Here is a 17200-nt window from a genome sequence, read left to right as displayed (position 1 = left end):
GGTCGCCGTGTGACGGCGGCTAACTGGATCACCCTGTTCCGTGCAGGCTATGCGCGACGGCCTGAAGGATGACCGAATTGGTGTTCAGATCGGTATAATTGGTCGAGGTCTTGTTTGCCTTCAGATTGATGCTCGACGCGAAGCCGGTCTTGTTGCGGGCCGTCGCGCGCGCCCGCGCAAGAAGTTTTTCGGAAAGCGCGCCGGGCTTGTAGGCAGCCCAGAGATACGCGGCCTTGGTCGAGAAGGAGAGCAGCTTGTCCGCGGCCTCGGCGGTCAGGTATTGCGGTTCATGCCCGACCGTATCAAGCCGCCAGGCGCGCGGCCCGGCCCCCAGTTGAAGCCCCTGGTAGATGAACCAGGGCTTCTGGTCGATGGGTGTTTCCGAGACGCAGACCAGCCGTCCGGTGTCGTGATACTCTTCCTCCTGGGCGTAATAAAGCACGTCCGCCAGATAGGAGCTTTCGGGCGACATTCCCAGCTCGATCGCTTCGAGCAGAAGAGGTTCAGCGCCCAGCGGGCCAATGGCGGCAACGGTTTCGAGCAGCGCCACCTCGCCATCGGCCGGTGATCCGCCGGTGAACGTCTCGTAGGGAGAGACGATATCGTAGCCCCATCGGCGGAACGCCAGGGCAAGGTAGTGGGCGCAATGCGAGTTATACGTCGTGATCAGCTTGCGTTCCTTGAACGAGTGGAGTTCGCGGTTGGTAATGACCTTGTCGAACTCCCAGGCGGCCACTTGTTTTTCGAGCTCCTTTTCCAGGCCTACGCGGCGGCGGAACACGTCCAGAGCGGACAGAAGCCGCCCGGCGTCGCAGCCGTCAAAGGTCCAATCGCCCCAGTGAAAGCGATCTGTCCTGATCCAGCCCTGCGGCAACAACCGGTTTTCGGTGCGCCGGCCGGTGATGTTGGGCAAGATTCGTTTCATTCGCTTGATGGCTTGTTTCTTGTCGATCAACCCGAGTTCGGCAGCGGCTGCGATGGCGTTGATGTTGCTGCCCACATCCCACATAGTGACCGCTTCGTGAATGCTGCCGCCGGCGCCCTGGTTGACGGTTGCCGGGCACAGGCCGGTTGTGCGGTTGGTGTATTTTTCGATGAAGCTCCAGGCGTGTTTGGCATCTTCGAGCAGTTGCGGGTGCAGGTTCTGGGCGGGCTTGGCCGCCGCCTTTGCCGCCGAACCGGCGATCGCCGCGCGCGTCAGCCGGTGGCGTGTTTCCACCGGACCGTTGGAATGCATCTGGGCGACCATGTCGTGCAGTCCGACATACCGGGTGACCGCATCGTGGCGCAGATCGGACAGGGCCACCTGAATGCGTCGACGGGCAACCGGCGTGGAAATCTGGTCGGTTCGTATCAGGATGACCTTGTCGCGTTTCTGCGCAATGCGCTCCGACAACTCGCCTGCGGCCGTGTCACTTCGGACTTCAGTGACGGAAAGCTTGAGAAATCCGCATCCCTCTACCCCGGAAAGGTGAGGATCGTCCGAGACAAGCTGCAACCCGAAACCGGGTTTGATCTCGGTCCTCGCCGACAGGCCGACCGGGTGCCCCGGCTTGCAGGTTGTGGTGATCGGCGACAGCGTTTCCACGCCATCCTGCATACTGGACCAGAAGTGTGTTCCCGCATGTTTGGTCGTCACCGGAATTCCGGTTTGCGCGAGCCTTTCGGAAAGATCGCTAACCGCGCGCCGTTCGGCGTCGGTTGGGGTTTCCGGCAGGTCGATCAGGACCGAGACCAGCCGCTCGTTCACGAAATTATCGCGCAACCGCATGTCGGGCAGGGGCATCAGGGCAAGTTGACCGGCGGCTTCACGCTGCGCAAGGGCCTGACCCAGGCGCGTGCTCCAGCCGAGCAACTGCCCTTCGCTTGCCGCAGACACATCGCGCGCCGAGACGAAATAGATCAACTTGTTTTCGCTGCCCACCATATCGCGGTCGAAAACGAATTCCTTGCGCGGAGATATCCGGTAGCCACCGGAAAACCGCACCGAGGCGTCTTGCCATGCCTCGGAACGCACGGGTCGTTCGCTTTTCGGCAACACGACAACGCTGAACACGCCGGCAGCGCGCACACCGGCCGGGTTGGTTGGCGCCTCGGTTTCATGACACAGCACCGTCTGGATGGTGCCGGGCAGATTCTGCGGCGTTAGGATCTTGGCCAGGGCCTTCTTGGCTTCGAATATGGCACGGGATTGGAAATAGGGCGTCATGGTCGAAAGCTCGGGTATGTTCAAAGCGAATTCGACCCCGCCGCCGATTTGAACAAGCGCCTGAACCGAGCGCATCAATTCCTGTTTGCCAGCGGCCGCGTCCCGTTGGTCCAGAACGCAAGTGATCGGTATGCCGAACTCCGCAAGGTTTGCCGCGAAAGCACCAAGAAAAACTGGATCGGTATCAGCTGAGATATCGGTCAGCACGATACTTGTGGAGGTGATGACCGGGCTTGCCTGCACCGGATATCCGGAACCGGCGGCGAACAGTCCGGTGGCCGCCGCGGATTTGAGAAAACTCCGTCGTTTCATCACGCAGGCCTCCGGACGGGTTCATAACCGGTTCGTTTCATTTGCCCCCAGCCTGCAAGCGTGCCGGTGATGGCGCGCAGCACGGAACGATAAACCGAGAAGTAGAGCAATTGGCGATAGAAGAACCGCTGGAACGGGAACAGCCAGAGCAGCCGCATCTTTTCCTGGCCATCGGATTTCAGGGCGTAGGCCGCAACCACGAGATCAAGCATTGGCAGGATCAGGTAGGCCAGGATCAGGTGATTGGGGGCGGACGAAACCGCGGCGCCAACCTCGCCGCTCCAGGTGCCGGCCAAGAGCTTGTAGAGCAGGATGACCACAAAGATATCGGCAATCGGCGCAAGCAGCGGGAAGAGGTAGCCAAAGATCAGCATGTCCGGGATCGAAAACAGCCCGACCGCGCGGCCCTGGCGGAAGGCGCCCTTGTGCTTCCACGAGGTCTGGAACATGCCGAGCGACCAGCGCAGGCGTTGGGTCAGAAGCTGGCTGACGGATTCCGGTGCTTCGGTATAGGCAACGGCCTTTTCCTCATAGGTCACGCGGTAGCCGAAGCGGTTGACGGCAACGGTCAGATCGGCGTCTTCGGTCATCGTGTCGTTGCAATAGCGCCCGGCATCACGCACCGCCGCGACGCGCCATGCACCGATGGCCCCCGGCACGACCAGCATGCCGTTGACCAGGTCATAGGCACGGCGATCGAAATTCTGCGCGGTGACATATTCCAGAGCCTGAAGCCGGGTCAGCAGGTTGCGGCGGTTGCCAACCGTGATCTTGCCGGCCACAGCGCCGATTTTCGGGTTGCTGAACTGCCGGGCCAAGTGGCGGATGGCGTCAGGCGCGATCTGGGTATCGGCGTCGATACAAACGATCACCTCGGAGTCGGTATTGGCAACGGCGGCGTTCAGGGCGCTCCATTTGCCCTGATTTAACTGGGCAAAAACCTGGATGCGTGGATTGTGGAGGAAGCGCAGCAATTTGTCGAAGGTTCCGTCGGTCGAGCCATCGTCGATGATCATCACGTCGAAATTGCCGTAATCGCTGGCCAGCACGCTGTTGACGCAGCGGTTGATGACCTTTTCTTCGTTGTGGGCCGGGATCACGACCGTCACCTTGGGTTCAAAACCATCGTCGACCGGGCGCGACCGGCGGCGGAGAAGGGCAAGGATCAGGATGATCAGCGTCCGGACAACGCCGATGGCCAAAACCACCCAGAAAATGGTCTTGAGGCTGAACCAGGTCGCCGAGAAAAAGCCGAACGAGACCCGGTCGAACAACACCCATTCACCATCTGCTGCGGGCATCAGAGCCGCCGGCGTGGTGCCCAGAAGGTCGGCCAGCGAGGTGAACTCATAGCCTTGCGCCTTGAGCGTGCCGATAATGATCGGCAGGGCTTCGACGGTTGCGGTTCTGTCCTGGCCACCGTCATGCAACACGATGACATTGCCAACGCCGTTGTTGACCTCGTCGATGACGTATTTCGCGATGGCCTGTGCCGACAGACCTTCCCAGTCTTTCGGGACGATCTCCATTCCGGAAATGATCCCGCCCGAGGCCTGGACCTTTTCAAGCGACCAGACGCGGTCTTCGGTGATCGGACCACCGGCGCGCAGGAACGGTTCGCGGTAAAGTGATGTGGTGCGCCCGGTGTAGCCGGCAATCAGCTTTTTCATCATGCCAAGCTCAAGATCGCCGCGCGACCACGAGATCTGATCCATGCGTGGGTGCGAATAGGTGTGCGAGCCAACCTCGTGGCCCTCGTCGATCATCCGTTGCAGCAGGTCCGGCTCTTCCAGAACCTGCGTGCCGACAACGAAAAACGCACCCGGTGTCTGGGTTTCCTCCAGCACATCGAGGATGTCGCGGGTATATGTCTCGTGCGGGCCGTCATCGAAGGTCAGGACAAGCTTGTGCAATTCCGGCTGGCCATAACGCTCGAGAATGTAGGGTCGTGGGGTTTGTTCGTAGGCGATGTCCGCGATGCGGCCGGTGTTCGTATCGATATTCACCGTGCGAAAACCATTACGCGGTCGGGCGCTTACGCGAAGAAACGCGCCTTCGCCGCGATACGCGACATAGTTGCGGAAGCGCAGCTTGGACAGGTTCGATGCCAGTGCTTCGGCCGAGGCGCCGCCACTTTGCAGGGCAGTCCAGATGCCGGGGTCCTCGGTTCCAAGCGACCAGACCGCGACATCTTCCAGGCCCAGCGACTTGAGGGTCTGCAATTGGTTGTGGAACGATGCCGCGTCCAGAACCCAGAGCTTGTGATTGCGACCGTCGGTATCGCGGTAGGTTGCGAACGTGTTGCCGGTTTCCGGGCTGAAGACCGGTTTGGTCTTGCTTTCCGCCATCCGGGTCATGGCTTCGGCAAAGGCCAGCTTTTGCGGGACCGGTTTGCCAGTGGCCCAATCGGCGGCAAAACTGCCCAATGCGATGGTCAACCGGTCGGTGCCAACGACGGTCAAGGCGCGTTGAACCGTGTCGGCGAACCAGGCGTCGCCGGACAGAGGGGCAGGGGGGCTGCCGACCCAGGGATCCTGGAAGGCCTTGAGGATGACGGTATCGAAATGCCGGGTGATACGGTTGTCGGACCACACGTCCTGACCAGCACCAAAGATGCCGCAGGCCTGATGCCCGCCGGTCTTGAGCTTTTGTGCGAGGTCAGCGAACAGGCGTTCCTGCGTCAGCAACTGGGCCGCGTTCAATTGCCGGAAGTCGAGGCACAGGCCGGTGGCGTCAAGCTGCGCTGTCAGGTCTGCGAGGTCGCTGACGAGTGTGGCGCGGGTTTGCGGCATGCTCATCCGGGCAAGAAACCCATCGACGTCATAGCCGGTGTCGAGAATGACCGACGGCATGAGTTCGGGGTTGTGAGTGGCAGTGTTCAAGTAGGTTTCGACGGCTTCGCGGACGCTGTTGCTGGCAAGAACCGGGTTCAATTGGCCATCGATGACCTTGATGGTAATCCAGTCGGTAACAACGACATCAAGCGTGTCGCAGCTCATTTCGAGCGAGGACGGCGCCCACTGCAGTGCCGTTGGGACATAGCCAATAACCCGCCCACCATTGGTGTTGGCAGCTGTCGAAACCGCTCCGCCGCAGTTGCCTTGGTTCAGTTCCGCCGCATTGGCCGCCCAGAATGCACGGCTTTCGCGAAACGTTGCCTTGCTGTCATGCGAGTGATCATGCTTTGCTTCTTTGCCCGTGGTGTCCTGGGGTTGGACCGTGTCGATTGTCTTGATGTTCCACCACAGCGCAATCTCGTCGATCACGCCGGACAGGGAGATGGTTCCGGCAAAGAACACGCCGAGCCAGACCACCGCGACGAAGATCACCGACAGGGCCAACCGGCGCACCCGCTTCTTGCGGACCCGTGAGGCGTCGTAGAAAACCAGATCCCGGCTTGATTCCTCGACGTCGAACAGAAACGTGTACCTACCATTTGCCATCAGATGCACCCACAGCCTTGACGCCGGGATGCAGTCCTCTGCCTCCGGTCGGTCTCAACATGTGTCTCTGGTCGCTTTCGCGAATGCAGATCACGTTTGTTTCTGGTCGGTCTCATTTCGCGCATGAGATCAAAAACCCCGTCAGAGCCGTTTCAACAGAATCGGCGTCTGCCCCCACCTGATGACAGTATCTGATGTGGCAAAATTTGGGCAGAAAATTCGCAAATATGTCGAGAATGAGGAGAAATTCGCTCACAATTTGACAGCAATGAGGCCCAGTCCGCGATGATTGTTTACGTTTCGGAACCAAAGGGATTGGCCTATGGCCGCAATTGGGCGGCAAAAACCGTCGATAACAGGCGATTCATCCGGGAATCAGTCAAAAAAGTGCCTGCGCACGATTCGCGCCGGTGTCTTCGATTTGGAAACGGTGTATCTCCAACCCAATTCTTGACCGACTTTTCGCGAAAGAGGCATTTGTATGGCCTCAATTGACAGCTTTCGGAGGAAAACGTCATGATTCGCAGACTTGCAGTTCTATTTCTTCTCTTCTCGGTTCCCGCGGTCGCGGTCGCAGACAAGATGCCTCGTGGAGCACAGCCGGCGACGGCCCAGAAAATCGCCCAGATCTATGCCGGGAAAACCGACATGTGGGAGGAAAACTGTGGCGGCGGCATCTATTTCGCGCCCAATTGGCAGGCGCGGGCATGGTGCCAGGAACAACCAGAAAACCTTGGCGCCGGAAAATGGACGGTCGATAACCAGGGGGTCCTTTGCCAAAACCTGAACTGGTACTGGCCCAATGGAAACCGCGCTGGAAAATCCAAGGGTGAGACGGTTTGCATCTCGCATGTCGTTGATCGTGCAGGGAAAGTCTGGCGTTCGTGGCCCGGCGATTCCGAATGGTGGCCGGTCGACAACGACGCGGGCATGGTGCGCGGCTACAAATTCCAAAGCAACGTGCGGGCGACGCGATCAAAGCTCGGCCTCTGATCTCGTCACGGCCTTTGACATCCGCCCGCCCCGACACATTGAGTGTCCGGGGCGCAGACGGGTATTGACAGACAACCCCGAAACCAGGCGCGTCTAGTCGGTAACCGCACCCACCGAAGATGTGATCAGGGAAGGTGTGATCTGGTTGATCACGCGGCCCCACCGGGTCACCGGTTGCTCGGCAACGAAGACGATGTCGTTCGGGCGGAGTTCGAACCTTGTCGCAAGGACGAGGTTCGCCACGTTGCGCGCATCGAGATGCCGGGCCGTTACTCCCGAACCGGATTGGGCACCGCGCAGAACGTAAACTTCGGCAATGTTCCCGGTTTTGGTCGGAACGCCTTGGGCGCTGTCAAAGAGCGCGTCGGCAAGGCTGGCCTTGCGTCCGAATGGCATGGTGTAACGGCCTTGGGCGCCAACTTCGCCGGCCAGATAGACATAGTCCCGGTCTACGGCGTCCAACTCGACCCGGGTCTGGTAGTTCGAACGGGCTTCATTCAATTCCGACCGGCGCAGGTTCACCTCGGCGTTAAGCTGGCTCAGCGACAGCTTGCGCGCGTTCTGCCTGAATTCCGACAGGCGGATTTGCTGTTCGAAATAGGCATGCGCCAGGTCGCTCAGGGCTTTCCGCAGGGCGGTTCCGTGTCGAATGCGCGGGTGCAACCCTGGATTTTCCAGCATGTACCAAGGACACGGAGTCGGTCACACGGCACCTGCGGGTGACGTCACGTAGCTAGGCTGGCGGACCTTGCGCAACAGGGCGGATTTCGTGCTTTGATGGGGCGGAAGCTGGAAGGGAGACTGTCGTGCTGCAGGGTGTTCGAATCGTCGAGGTCGAAGGGCTCGGACCGGGACCGTTCACCGGGATGTTGTTGGCGGATCTGGGGGCCGAGGTGATCGTGGTGCATCGCAAGGGCGGTGCCGCGACGCCGGGCATGCCTGAGCAGTCGATTTTGGATCGCGGAAAACGCTCGATCGAATTGAACCTCAAAGATCCGGCTGACATCGAGATTTTCATGGCGCTGGTCGCGAGCGCCGATGGCCTGATCGAAGGGTTTCGGCCCGGGGTTATGGAAAAGCTGGGGATCGGCCCAAAGGCCTGTCACGCACGGAATCCAGGCCTGGTTTTTGGTCGCATGACCGGCTGGGGCCAGGAAGGGCCGCTCTCAACGGCGGCCGGTCATGATCTCAATTACATCTCAATGGCGGGTGCCGCGTGGTATGCCTCGGATGCGGGCGACGCGCCATTCACGCCGCCGACACTGGTGGGCGATATCGGTGGCGGGTCGATGTATCTGGCGGTTGGGATTCTGGCCGGGATCATGCGGGCGCGGGCCACAGGTCAGGGCACAGTGGTGGACGCCGCGATCTATGATGGCTCGGCGCATATGATGAACCTGATGATGACCATGCGCCAGACCGGGAACTTTGGCGTGACGCGCGGGGCCAACTTGTTGGATGGGCCGCACTGGAGCCGGTCGTATTCCACGTCAGACGGTGGTTTCATGAGCGTGCAATGTCTGGAGCCGAAATTCTATGCAATCTTCCTGGACCTGATGGGACTGGCCGAGGATGAGGCATTCAGGGCGCAATATGACAAACGAAGTTGGCCCGCGTTGACCGAACGACTGGCGGCGATGTTTGCCGAGAAACCGCGTGCCCATTGGGAAACGCTGTTCCTGGGGACGGATGCGTGCGTTGCACCGGTTCTTAATCCCGAAGAGGCCGCGGCGCACGAGATGAACCTTGCGCGCAAGACCTGGCACGAGAACGATGGTGTGTTGCAGGCCGCCCCGGCGCCGCGGTTTTTGGGCACGGCGGAATGGACCCCGCCACCGATCCCGATGCGGGGGGACCACACAAAAGAGATACTGGCCGAGTTGGGCATGGATGAGGGAGACGCCGCATGAGTGGATATGAACCCGCCTGGATGGATGACGAGTTGCGCATGTTTGGCGACGCCATTTCCAAGTTCTACATGGCCGAGATGGTCCCGCATGAGGGACGCTGGCAGAAACAGGGCCATATCGACCGTGATTTCTGGATGAAGGCCGGCGAGATGGGGCTGCTCTGTGCAAGCGTGCCGGAAGAATATGGCGGTATGGGCGGCGATTTTCGCCACGAGGCGATCATTACCACCGAACAGTTTCGTGCCGGGGGTGTGTCCGGGTTTGGCAACAGCGTGCATTCGCAAATCTGCGCGGGCTACATCCTGGATTATGGTACCGAAGATCAGAAGAAACGCTGGTTGCCGAAAATGGCGACCGGTGAAGCGGTCTGTGCCATCGCCATGACCGAGCCGGGTACCGGGTCGGATTTGCAGAACGTGCGCACAACGGCGCGGCTTGAGGGCAATGAATATGTGATTAACGGCTCGAAAACTTTCATCACCAACGGCCAACAGGCCGACCTTGTGATCGTGGTGGCAAAAACCGGGGACGAGGCCGGGGCCAGGGGCATGTCATTGATTGTGGTGGAAACCGACGAGGCGGAAGGCTTTCGCCGCGGACGGAACCTGGAAAAACTCGGGCTCAAGAGCCAGGACACGTCCGAACTGTTCTTCGACAATGTTCGGGTCGGCCCCGAGAATCTGTTGGGGGGTGAAGAGGGGCAGGGCTTCTATCAGTTGATGAAGGCTTTGCCCCAGGAACGGCTGGTGATTGCCATCGGTGCAGTGGCCGTGATGGAGAAAGCCTTGCAGGAAACCGTGGCCTATACATCCGAGCGCAAGGCCTTCGGCAAACCGCTTCTGGCGCTTCAGAACACGCGGTTCAAACTGGCCGAGGTCAAAACCATCACCCATGTTGCGCGGGTTTTTGTCGATGATTGCGTGGCGCGGCACATGCGTGGCGAGCTGGACGCGACCACAGCCAGCATGGCGAAATGGTGGTGCACACAGATGCAATGTGACGCGGTGGATGAGTGCCTGCAGTTGCATGGCGGTTACGGCTACATGATGGAGTATCCCATCGCGCAGATGTATGCGGATTCGCGGGTGCAGAAGATTTATGGCGGGGCCAACGAGGTCATGAAGGAACTAATTGCACGCAGTCTGACCGAACTCTGACGAGTCGGGATCACAGGCTGTAGCAGCGTTCGGCGAATTCTTCGGGCACGTCGCGAACCGGTTTGCCGCCGACGGCATCAAGCATCTGGCTCAATTTCAACTGGATTTTACGGTCCTCCTGCACCACGCGCAGAACTTGGCCGTTTCGCTGCGGCACCTTGACAAAGGCGCAGCCCGAAACAACATGGCCGTCGCCCGCTCTGGCGGATGACAGGCTGATCACCAGTTGCGGCAGATCCTCGATCACGCCGTCGAATTGGAGAATCACTGCCGCCGTGGCCTCCGGGTCCATCAGAAGGCGACATTGGGCGACGCCGGCGCGGGGGCGGATGAATTCTTCGTTCGGACTGCTGCAGGCGCGGCGGGCGGCGTTGATCAACCGCTCGGGGTCTTCGCTGAAGAAGGCCGACGTCACCTGCATGTTCCTACCCGGAACAGCGACTTCTGATGTTGCGGTTTCGCAGCCGGCAAGAAGTGCGGCCACAAGCGGAAGTGCAAAGGAGATTCGCAACTTTGACTTCAACATGTGTTCCTTTTTCCACGAATGGCGATGCAATCTCGAAGACCGCAAATTTTTTTTACCATCGCCCAAATTGTTAACGACTCTGTCCTGCGCCGCGATCCGAAAGTTTTAGCGAAACCTCGGGAAAGGCCCATAACTCAGCCGAAAACCTACTGTTTCGCCATGTTCACCCAAGGTCAAGTCCAAGCCTGTTTCCGGTCGCCGAGCTTGTGGATGAATCACCTCGGCGCGCACAAGGGGTTGTGGCTCTGTTACGGTCAACAACAAAATCCGGGAAATTTATAAATAAAGAAGTTGACCCATATGGGGTGTCACGGCAAATTGTGCAGGCCGGTGAGGGAGCCACAACATATAGTGGCGCGAGAGCTAGGCAGGGACAAAAAAGAAACCGTTAAACTAACCGGCGACTAACGCTGGACAGATTGCGTGGCGCAGAGGATGCGGTACGCGCCCGGTTAAGATTTGCCTTTGCTGAAACCCCGACTCTGGTGTGTCTGGTCAATCGGAACGGCGATTGCTGGGCATTGGGGAAACAACGCTGGGACTATGGGGCAGCAATGAAAATTGAAAGAAAATTCACCAAGGCAGGTCAGGACGCATACGCGGAACTGGAATTCGTAAAAACCACTTCGGAAATTCGAAACCCGGACGGCACCACCGTATTCAAGCTGGACGAGGTGGAAGTACCCGCAAGCTGGAGCCAGGTGGCCTCGGACGTGATTGCACAGAAATACTTCCGGAAAGCGGGCGTTCCGGCGCGGTTGAAGAAGGTCAAGGAAAAGGGCGTGCCCGAATTCCTTTGGCGCTCGGTTCCCGATGGCGACGATGTCGAGATTGGTGGCGAAACCAGCTCGAAGCAGGTTTTCGACCGGCTGGCAGGGGCCTGGGCCTACTGGGGCTGGAAGGGTGGCTATTTCACCACCGTGGAAGACGCGAGCGCCTATTTCGACGAAATGCGCCACATGCTGGCGACCCAACGCGCGGCCCCGAACAGCCCGCAATGGTTCAACACCGGTCTGCACTGGGCCTATGGCATCGATGGCCCGGCGCAGGGGCATTACTATGTCGATCACGAAAGCAAGAAGCTGACCCGCTCGAAATCATCCTACGAACATCCGCAGCCGCATGCCTGCTTCATCCAGTCGGTCGGTGATGATCTCGTGGGCGACGGCGGCATCATGGACCTCTGGGTGCGTGAGGCGCGTCTGTTCAAATATGGCTCTGGTACGGGCACCAACTTCTCCAGCTTGCGCGCCGATGGCGAAGCGCTGTCGGGTGGCGGCAAATCCAGTGGCCTGATGGGATTCCTGAAAATCGGTGACCGGGCAGCGGGCGCGATCAAGTCGGGTGGCACCACGCGCCGCGCGGCCAAGATGGTGATCGTCGACGCCGACCACCCGGATATCGAGGAATACATCAACTGGAAGGTCAAGGAAGAGCAGAAGGTTGCTTCGATCGTCGCCGGCTCGAAGATGCACGAAGAGAAGCTCAACCTCATCTTTGGTGCCATTGGAAAATGGGATGGCGATCTGAATGACGCGGTTGATCCCAAGAAGAACGAGGCGCTGAAAACGGCGATCCGCGAGGCCAAGAAGGTCGCGATCCCGGAAACCTACGTCAAGCGCGTGCTGGATTATGCCAAGCAGGGTTACGCCAGCATCGAGTTCCCGACCTATGACACCGATTGGGATAGCGAGGCCTATGCCTCGGTCTCGGGCCAGAACTCGAACAACTCGATCCGCGTCACCGACGCCTTCCTCAAGGCGGTTGAAGAGGACGCCGATTGGGAGCTGATCCGCCGCACCGACGGCAGCGTCGCCAAGACCATCAAGGCGCGCGATCTGTGGGAGCAGGTCGGCCACGCAGCCTGGGCCTGTGCCGATCCGGGCATCCAGTATCACGACACCATCAACTCGTGGCACACTTGCCCCGAAGACGGTGAGATTCGCGGTTCAAACCCTTGTTCCGAATACATGTTCCTGGATGATACCGCCTGTAACCTGGCGTCGATGAACCTGCTGACCTTCCTCAAGGATGGTGTGTTCCAGGCCGAGGACTACATGCATGTGACCCGTCTGTGGACGATCACGCTGGAAATCTCGGTGATGATGGCGCAGTTCCCGTCCAAGGAAATTGCCCAACTCTCCTATGACTTCCGCACGCTGGGCCTTGGCTATGCCAACATCGGCGGCCTGCTGATGAACATGGGGCTGGGCTATGACAGCGACGAAGGCCGCGCCCTTGGCGGTGCGCTGACCGCGATCATGACCGGTGTCAGCTATGCCACCTCGGCCGAGATGGCTGGCGAGCTGGGTCCGTTCCCAAGTTACGAGCGCAATGCCGAGCACATGCTGCGCGTCATCCGCAACCACCGCAACGCCGCCTATGGCGCGACGGAAGGCTACGAAGGTCTGGCGATCAAGCCGGTGCCGCTCGACCTGGCAAACTGTCCGGATGCGAAGCTGGTCGATCTGGCCATGGCGGTGTGGGACGAGGCCCATCGTCTGGGCGAGGTCCACGGCTATCGCAACGCACAGGTTTCTGTGATTGCGCCCACCGGCACCATCGGCCTGGTGATGGATTGCGACACCACAGGCATCGAGCCCGATTTCGCCCTGGTGAAATTCAAGAAGCTGGCCGGTGGCGGTTATTTCAAGATCATCAACCAGTCGGTGCCTGCCGCGCTTGAAAAACTCGGCTATGGCAGCGCCCAGATCGAAGAAATCATCGGCTATGCGGTGGGTCACGGCACGCTTGGCAATGCGCCGGGGATCAACCATACCTCGCTGATCGGTCATGGCTTTGGTCAGCCGGAACTGGACAAGATCGAGGCGGCGCTGGAGACCGCCTTCGATATCCGCTTCGTGTTCAACCAGTGGACCCTGGGCGAGGATTTTTGCACCAAGACGCTGGGCATTCCGGCTGAGAAGCTGAATGATCCGACGTTCGACATGCTGCGACACCTGGGCTATGCCCGCGCCGACATTGACGGGGCCAATGACCACGTGTGTGGCACCATGACCCTTGAGGGTGCGCCACATCTGAAAACCGAACACTACCCGATTTTCGATTGCGCCAACCCCTGCGGCAAGAAGGGCAAGCGTTATCTCAGCGTCGACAGCCACATCACCATGATGGCGGCAGCACAGAGCTTTATCTCGGGGGCGATCAGTAAAACGATCAACATGCCCAACGATGCCACCATCGAGGATTGCCAGAAGGCATACGAGCTGTCGTGGTCGCTCGGCATCAAGGCCAACGCGCTCTATCGTGACGGCTCGAAACTGAGCCAGCCTTTGGCAGCGGCTCTGGTCGAGGATGACGAAGAGGCGGCAGAGGTTCTGGAAAGCGGCTCGCCGCAAGAGAAAGCCACGGTACTGGCCGAGAAGATCATCGAAAAGGTGATCGTCAAGGAAATCGTCAAGTCGCACCGCGAGAAGATGCCGGAACGCCGCAAGGGCTATACCCAGAAGGCGGTTGTCGGGGGCCACAAGGTTTACCTGCGCACCGGCGAGTATGAAGACGGCCAGTTGGGCGAAATCTTCATTGACATGCACAAGGAAGGTGCCGGCTTCCGGGCGATGATGAACAACTTTGCCATCGCCGTGTCGGTCGGTCTGCAATACGGCGTGCCGCTGGAAGAGTTCGTCGATGCATTCACCTTCACCAAGTTCGAACCGGCCGGCATGGTGCAGGGCAATGACTCGATCAAGAACGCGACCTCGATCCTCGACTATATCTTCCGCGAACTGGCTGTCAGCTATCTCGACCGCACCGACCTGGCGCATATCAAACCCGAAGGCACCGCGTTTGATGACCTGGGTCGCGGCGAAGAGGAAGGGGTGTCCAACATCGCCGAGATGTCGGAAACCGCTGCAACCCGCTCGCTCGAAGTGCTGAAACAGATCAGCTCGACCGGCTATCTGCGCAAGCGTCTGCCGCAGGAACTTGTGGTGCTGAACGGTGGTCAATCCGTCGGCGCCACGGCGCTCGACGGGGCCGACCCGGAAGTGGCGCTGCAAACGCTGGTGCCCGAGACCGCCAAGTCGAATTCGGGCGGGGGCGGGGACGCCACCATGCTGGTCAACGTCAAGACCCGCAGCACCTCGGCCACGGCGACGGAAACCGTTGCCAGCGCATCGACCCAGATGGACGCGCGCACCAAGGCCAAGATGCAGGGCTACGAGGGTGAAGCCTGTGGCGATTGCGGCAACTACACGCTGGTGCGCAACGGCACCTGCATGAAATGCAACACCTGCGGCGCGACGAGCGGGTGTAGCTAAAGAGATCCGGGGCGGGTGCGCTCGCCCCTGACGACGTTCAGGCCGCAGGCAAAAACCGGGCGGTAAACTAATGAGTGAGCCTGAACGGCGAAACTAACGGGGGGCCATTGGCCCCCCTTTTTTCGTACTGCATTCGCCGCCGGTCCCCGCTGCGCTCAGCAGAGCGTAAGGGCGGGGCGGCGGGGTTCTGCCGAGCCCCGGTCACAAGGTTTCATGGCTGATTGCCGCTGAAATCCGCAGGTTACGCAGGCGCAATTCTGCCCGCTTGGATCGGCGGAATTTTACCCGGCTGATACCCGCTTGGGGCGAGTGGAGTTTCCGGCGGCGATTGGCGTGAAACGGGCAGCCCGCAGCGCAGGGGTTTCGTTGCGGCGTCACCTGGGGCCAGTTGGCGGCGAAAGCAAGGATGCTTTCCCAAGACCAACAATGGAGACACGGAACAATGACCCATATGAGCAAAACCCTGGCCGCGCTTGGCCTGATCCTCAGCCCGACACTTGCCTTTGCCGCCGTCGAACTCGACGCCAACGGTGACGGTATGATCACCATCGAAGAGATGCAGGCGGTCTACACCGACACCACGGCCGAAGCGTTCTCGGAGATGGACACCAATGGCGACGGTGCGCTGGATGACGGTGAAATGCAGGCCGCGCAAGAGTCCGGGTTGATCAAACCCATTTCGGACGGCTGATCCGCCTAACCCCTAGGCGGGCATAGCCCGAGCAGCCTCCGGTGGACCCCAAGGCCGGGGGCTGCGCTTGACAGATCGAATGAAGGGTCAGACCCGGCTGCGCGCCGCAAGCAGCCAGATCAGCACAAGACCAAACGAAGCAATCGCGTTCCAACTGGCCATGGACAGGGTGAACATCTCCCACGGCACCTCGTCGCACATGACGATCCCGGTAGGGGTATCCATGCTGAGAAGATCGCTGCCGGACAGGCCGCCCAGGGCATCGCCGCCGCCAGTGCAGCTTTCTGGACCTTTCCACCAGGCGCGTTCAACCCCGGTGTGGTAGACGCCGATACCACTTGTGGTCAGCGCCGCCAGAGCCCCCAGAAGCGGCAGACCGCGCCCCGGGATCATCAGGGCCAGCATGCCGATGGCGATTGCGGCGATATGCGGATAGCGCTGCCAATAGCACAGCTCGCAGGGCGGCAGTTTCATCACGTATTGAAAAAACAGCGCACCAAGCATCAGCGCAGCGGATCCGCCGGCGGCAAGGAAGACCAGGTTGGGGCGTGTCAGAAGGTTCATAGGTACCTCACCACATAGAATCCGCCCAGAAGCAGGGCCACAAACAAGATGAACATAAGACCAAGGCGGCGCTCGATGAAATCACGAATGGGTGCGCCGTACTTCCATAGCAGGGCGGCCACGATGAAGAAACGCAACCCCCGCGCCAGGATCGAGGTGGCGATGAAAGTGCCCAGCGGCATGCCGGTCCAACCCGACATGATGGTGATCACCTTGTAGGGGAAGGGGGTCATGCCCGCTGTCAGCACCGCCCAGAAGCCGAAATCGTTGAATCGGGTGTTGAAGGATTCCATCGCCTCGGCCTTGCCCATGCTGGCCAGGATCGGCTGGCCGATTTGCTCGTATGCCAGCGCGCCGATGGCATAGCCCAGAAGCCCACCCAGAACCGAAGCCACCAGTGCCACCCCGGCAATGGCGAAGGCGCGGTTGGGGCGGGCCAGAATCATCGGTATCATGATCACGTCCGGCGGGATCGGGAAGACCGAGCTTTCAATAAAGGCAATCAGAGCCAACACCCACATGGCGCGCGGATGATCCGCAAGCTGCATGGTCCAGGTGTAAAGGCCGCGTAACATGGATGTCTGCTCGTTTTTCTTTGCCCGGTTCATGGTTGTGCCGAGCCGTTGTCTTGCCTCTATCACACTCGAACGGAGGGGAGAATGCAAAATGCCCCGGAGGAAGCCGACATCTGCGGTGGCTGGAACGCGTTTTTGCTCTTTTCCACCGCGCACCATCGCGCTACATGGGGGGACGCCATGCCAAATGCCCAAGTGGTGGAATTGGTAGACACAGGGGATTCAAAATCCCCCGGCTTAACGGCCTTGCCGGTTCGAGTCCGGCCTTGGGTACCATGGCGTTTTTCATTCAGCCGCGTCCGCAAGGACCAGTAGTCGCTTTTCCCGGCCCCCGGCATGGATCGAAAAGCGCGATCCGATTCGACCTCGTTTTCCTGGCGATCCATTGTGATCGTGGCCAATTTGAAGGAATTTGGAGAATTGGTTCTGCAACAGTGGTCAATCCACACAAGGTTATGTGGCGCGGAGTCCATTTTTTGCCACAATTGCGACATGGGCGATTGTTTCCGTGCTGGAAACGGATCACCGGGCTATCCCGTG

11 protein-coding genes and 1 tRNA gene are annotated in these 17200 nt (G+C 59.8%); 6 read left to right on the top strand and 6 right to left on the bottom strand.

From position 1 onward, the window contains the following. Positions 1-28: 28 nt before the first annotated feature. Both RXV86_RS20775 and RXV86_RS20770 read right to left on the bottom strand, forming a co-directional pair. Positions 29-2521 (bottom strand): DUF3131 domain-containing protein, encoded by a 2493-nt coding sequence (locus RXV86_RS20775; protein ID WP_316302451.1) that lies wholly within the window; start codon positions 2519-2521, stop codon positions 29-31. Further along, positions 2521-5964 (bottom strand): glycosyltransferase, encoded by a 3444-nt coding sequence (locus RXV86_RS20770; protein WP_316302450.1) that lies wholly within the window; start codon positions 5962-5964, stop codon positions 2521-2523. The genes RXV86_RS20775 and RXV86_RS20770 overlap by 1 nt, the downstream gene beginning before the upstream one ends. 516 nt (positions 5965-6480) lie before the next feature. Between RXV86_RS20770 and RXV86_RS20765 the strand changes: the two genes are divergently transcribed. Beyond that, on the top strand, positions 6481-6957 hold the full coding sequence (locus RXV86_RS20765; RefSeq protein ID WP_316302449.1) for a DUF995 domain-containing protein: 477 nt from the start codon (positions 6481-6483) through the stop codon (positions 6955-6957). Between the two features lie 93 nt (positions 6958-7050). Here RXV86_RS20765 and RXV86_RS20760 read toward each other — a convergent pair whose 3' ends face one another. Then, complete coding sequence (locus tag RXV86_RS20760; protein WP_316302448.1) at positions 7051-7638, bottom strand: hypothetical protein; 588 nt, start codon at positions 7636-7638, stop codon at positions 7051-7053. Between the two features lie 125 nt (positions 7639-7763). On the opposite strand from RXV86_RS20760, the gene RXV86_RS20755 reads away from it, so the two are divergent. Together RXV86_RS20755 and RXV86_RS20750 are read left to right on the top strand one after the other, a co-directional pair. Further along, positions 7764-8867 carry a CaiB/BaiF CoA-transferase family protein gene (locus RXV86_RS20755; RefSeq protein ID WP_316302447.1) on the top strand — a complete coding sequence of 368 codons (1104 nt, stop codon included), beginning with the start codon at positions 7764-7766 and terminating at the stop codon, positions 8865-8867. Then, a complete protein-coding gene (locus RXV86_RS20750; protein ID WP_316302446.1) occupies positions 8864-10024 on the top strand; it encodes an acyl-CoA dehydrogenase family protein in 1161 nt (386 codons plus the stop codon). The genes RXV86_RS20755 and RXV86_RS20750 overlap by 4 nt, the downstream gene beginning before the upstream one ends. Positions 10025-10034: 10 nt before the next feature. Here the strand turns inward: RXV86_RS20750 and RXV86_RS20745 are convergent, their stop codons facing one another. Further along, complete coding sequence (locus tag RXV86_RS20745) at positions 10035-10445, bottom strand: hypothetical protein (RefSeq protein ID WP_316302445.1); 411 nt, start codon at positions 10443-10445, stop codon at positions 10035-10037. A 659-nt stretch (positions 10446-11104) separates the two neighbouring features. On the opposite strand from RXV86_RS20745, the gene RXV86_RS20740 reads away from it, so the two are divergent. Next, a complete protein-coding gene (locus RXV86_RS20740; RefSeq protein WP_316302444.1) occupies positions 11105-14830 on the top strand; it encodes a vitamin B12-dependent ribonucleotide reductase in 3726 nt (1241 codons plus the stop codon). 442 nt (positions 14831-15272) lie between these two features. Then, positions 15273-15521: an EF-hand domain-containing protein gene (locus RXV86_RS20735; RefSeq protein WP_316302443.1), complete on the top strand. Its 249-nt coding sequence runs from the start codon at positions 15273-15275 to the stop codon at positions 15519-15521. A gap of 87 nt (positions 15522-15608) precedes the next feature. On the opposite strand, the gene RXV86_RS20730 is transcribed toward RXV86_RS20735, so the two are convergent. Next, on the bottom strand, positions 15609-16085 hold the full coding sequence (locus RXV86_RS20730) for a disulfide bond formation protein B (protein WP_316302442.1): 477 nt from the start codon (positions 16083-16085) through the stop codon (positions 15609-15611). After that, complete coding sequence (locus RXV86_RS20725) at positions 16082-16660, bottom strand: YqaA family protein (RefSeq protein ID WP_316302441.1); 579 nt, start codon at positions 16658-16660, stop codon at positions 16082-16084. The genes RXV86_RS20730 and RXV86_RS20725 overlap by 4 nt, the downstream gene beginning before the upstream one ends. 189 nt (positions 16661-16849) lie before the next feature. On the opposite strand from RXV86_RS20725, the gene RXV86_RS20720 reads away from it, so the two are divergent. Further along, positions 16850-16936 (top strand) — tRNA-Leu (locus RXV86_RS20720). The last annotated feature ends 264 nt before the right edge of the window (positions 16937-17200 follow it).

The organism is Aliisedimentitalea sp. MJ-SS2 (genome assembly GCF_032586155.1).
GTDB lineage: Bacteria > Pseudomonadota > Alphaproteobacteria > Rhodobacterales > Rhodobacteraceae > JAWHTC01.
This window is presented reverse-complemented; position numbering and strand designations above follow the sequence as displayed.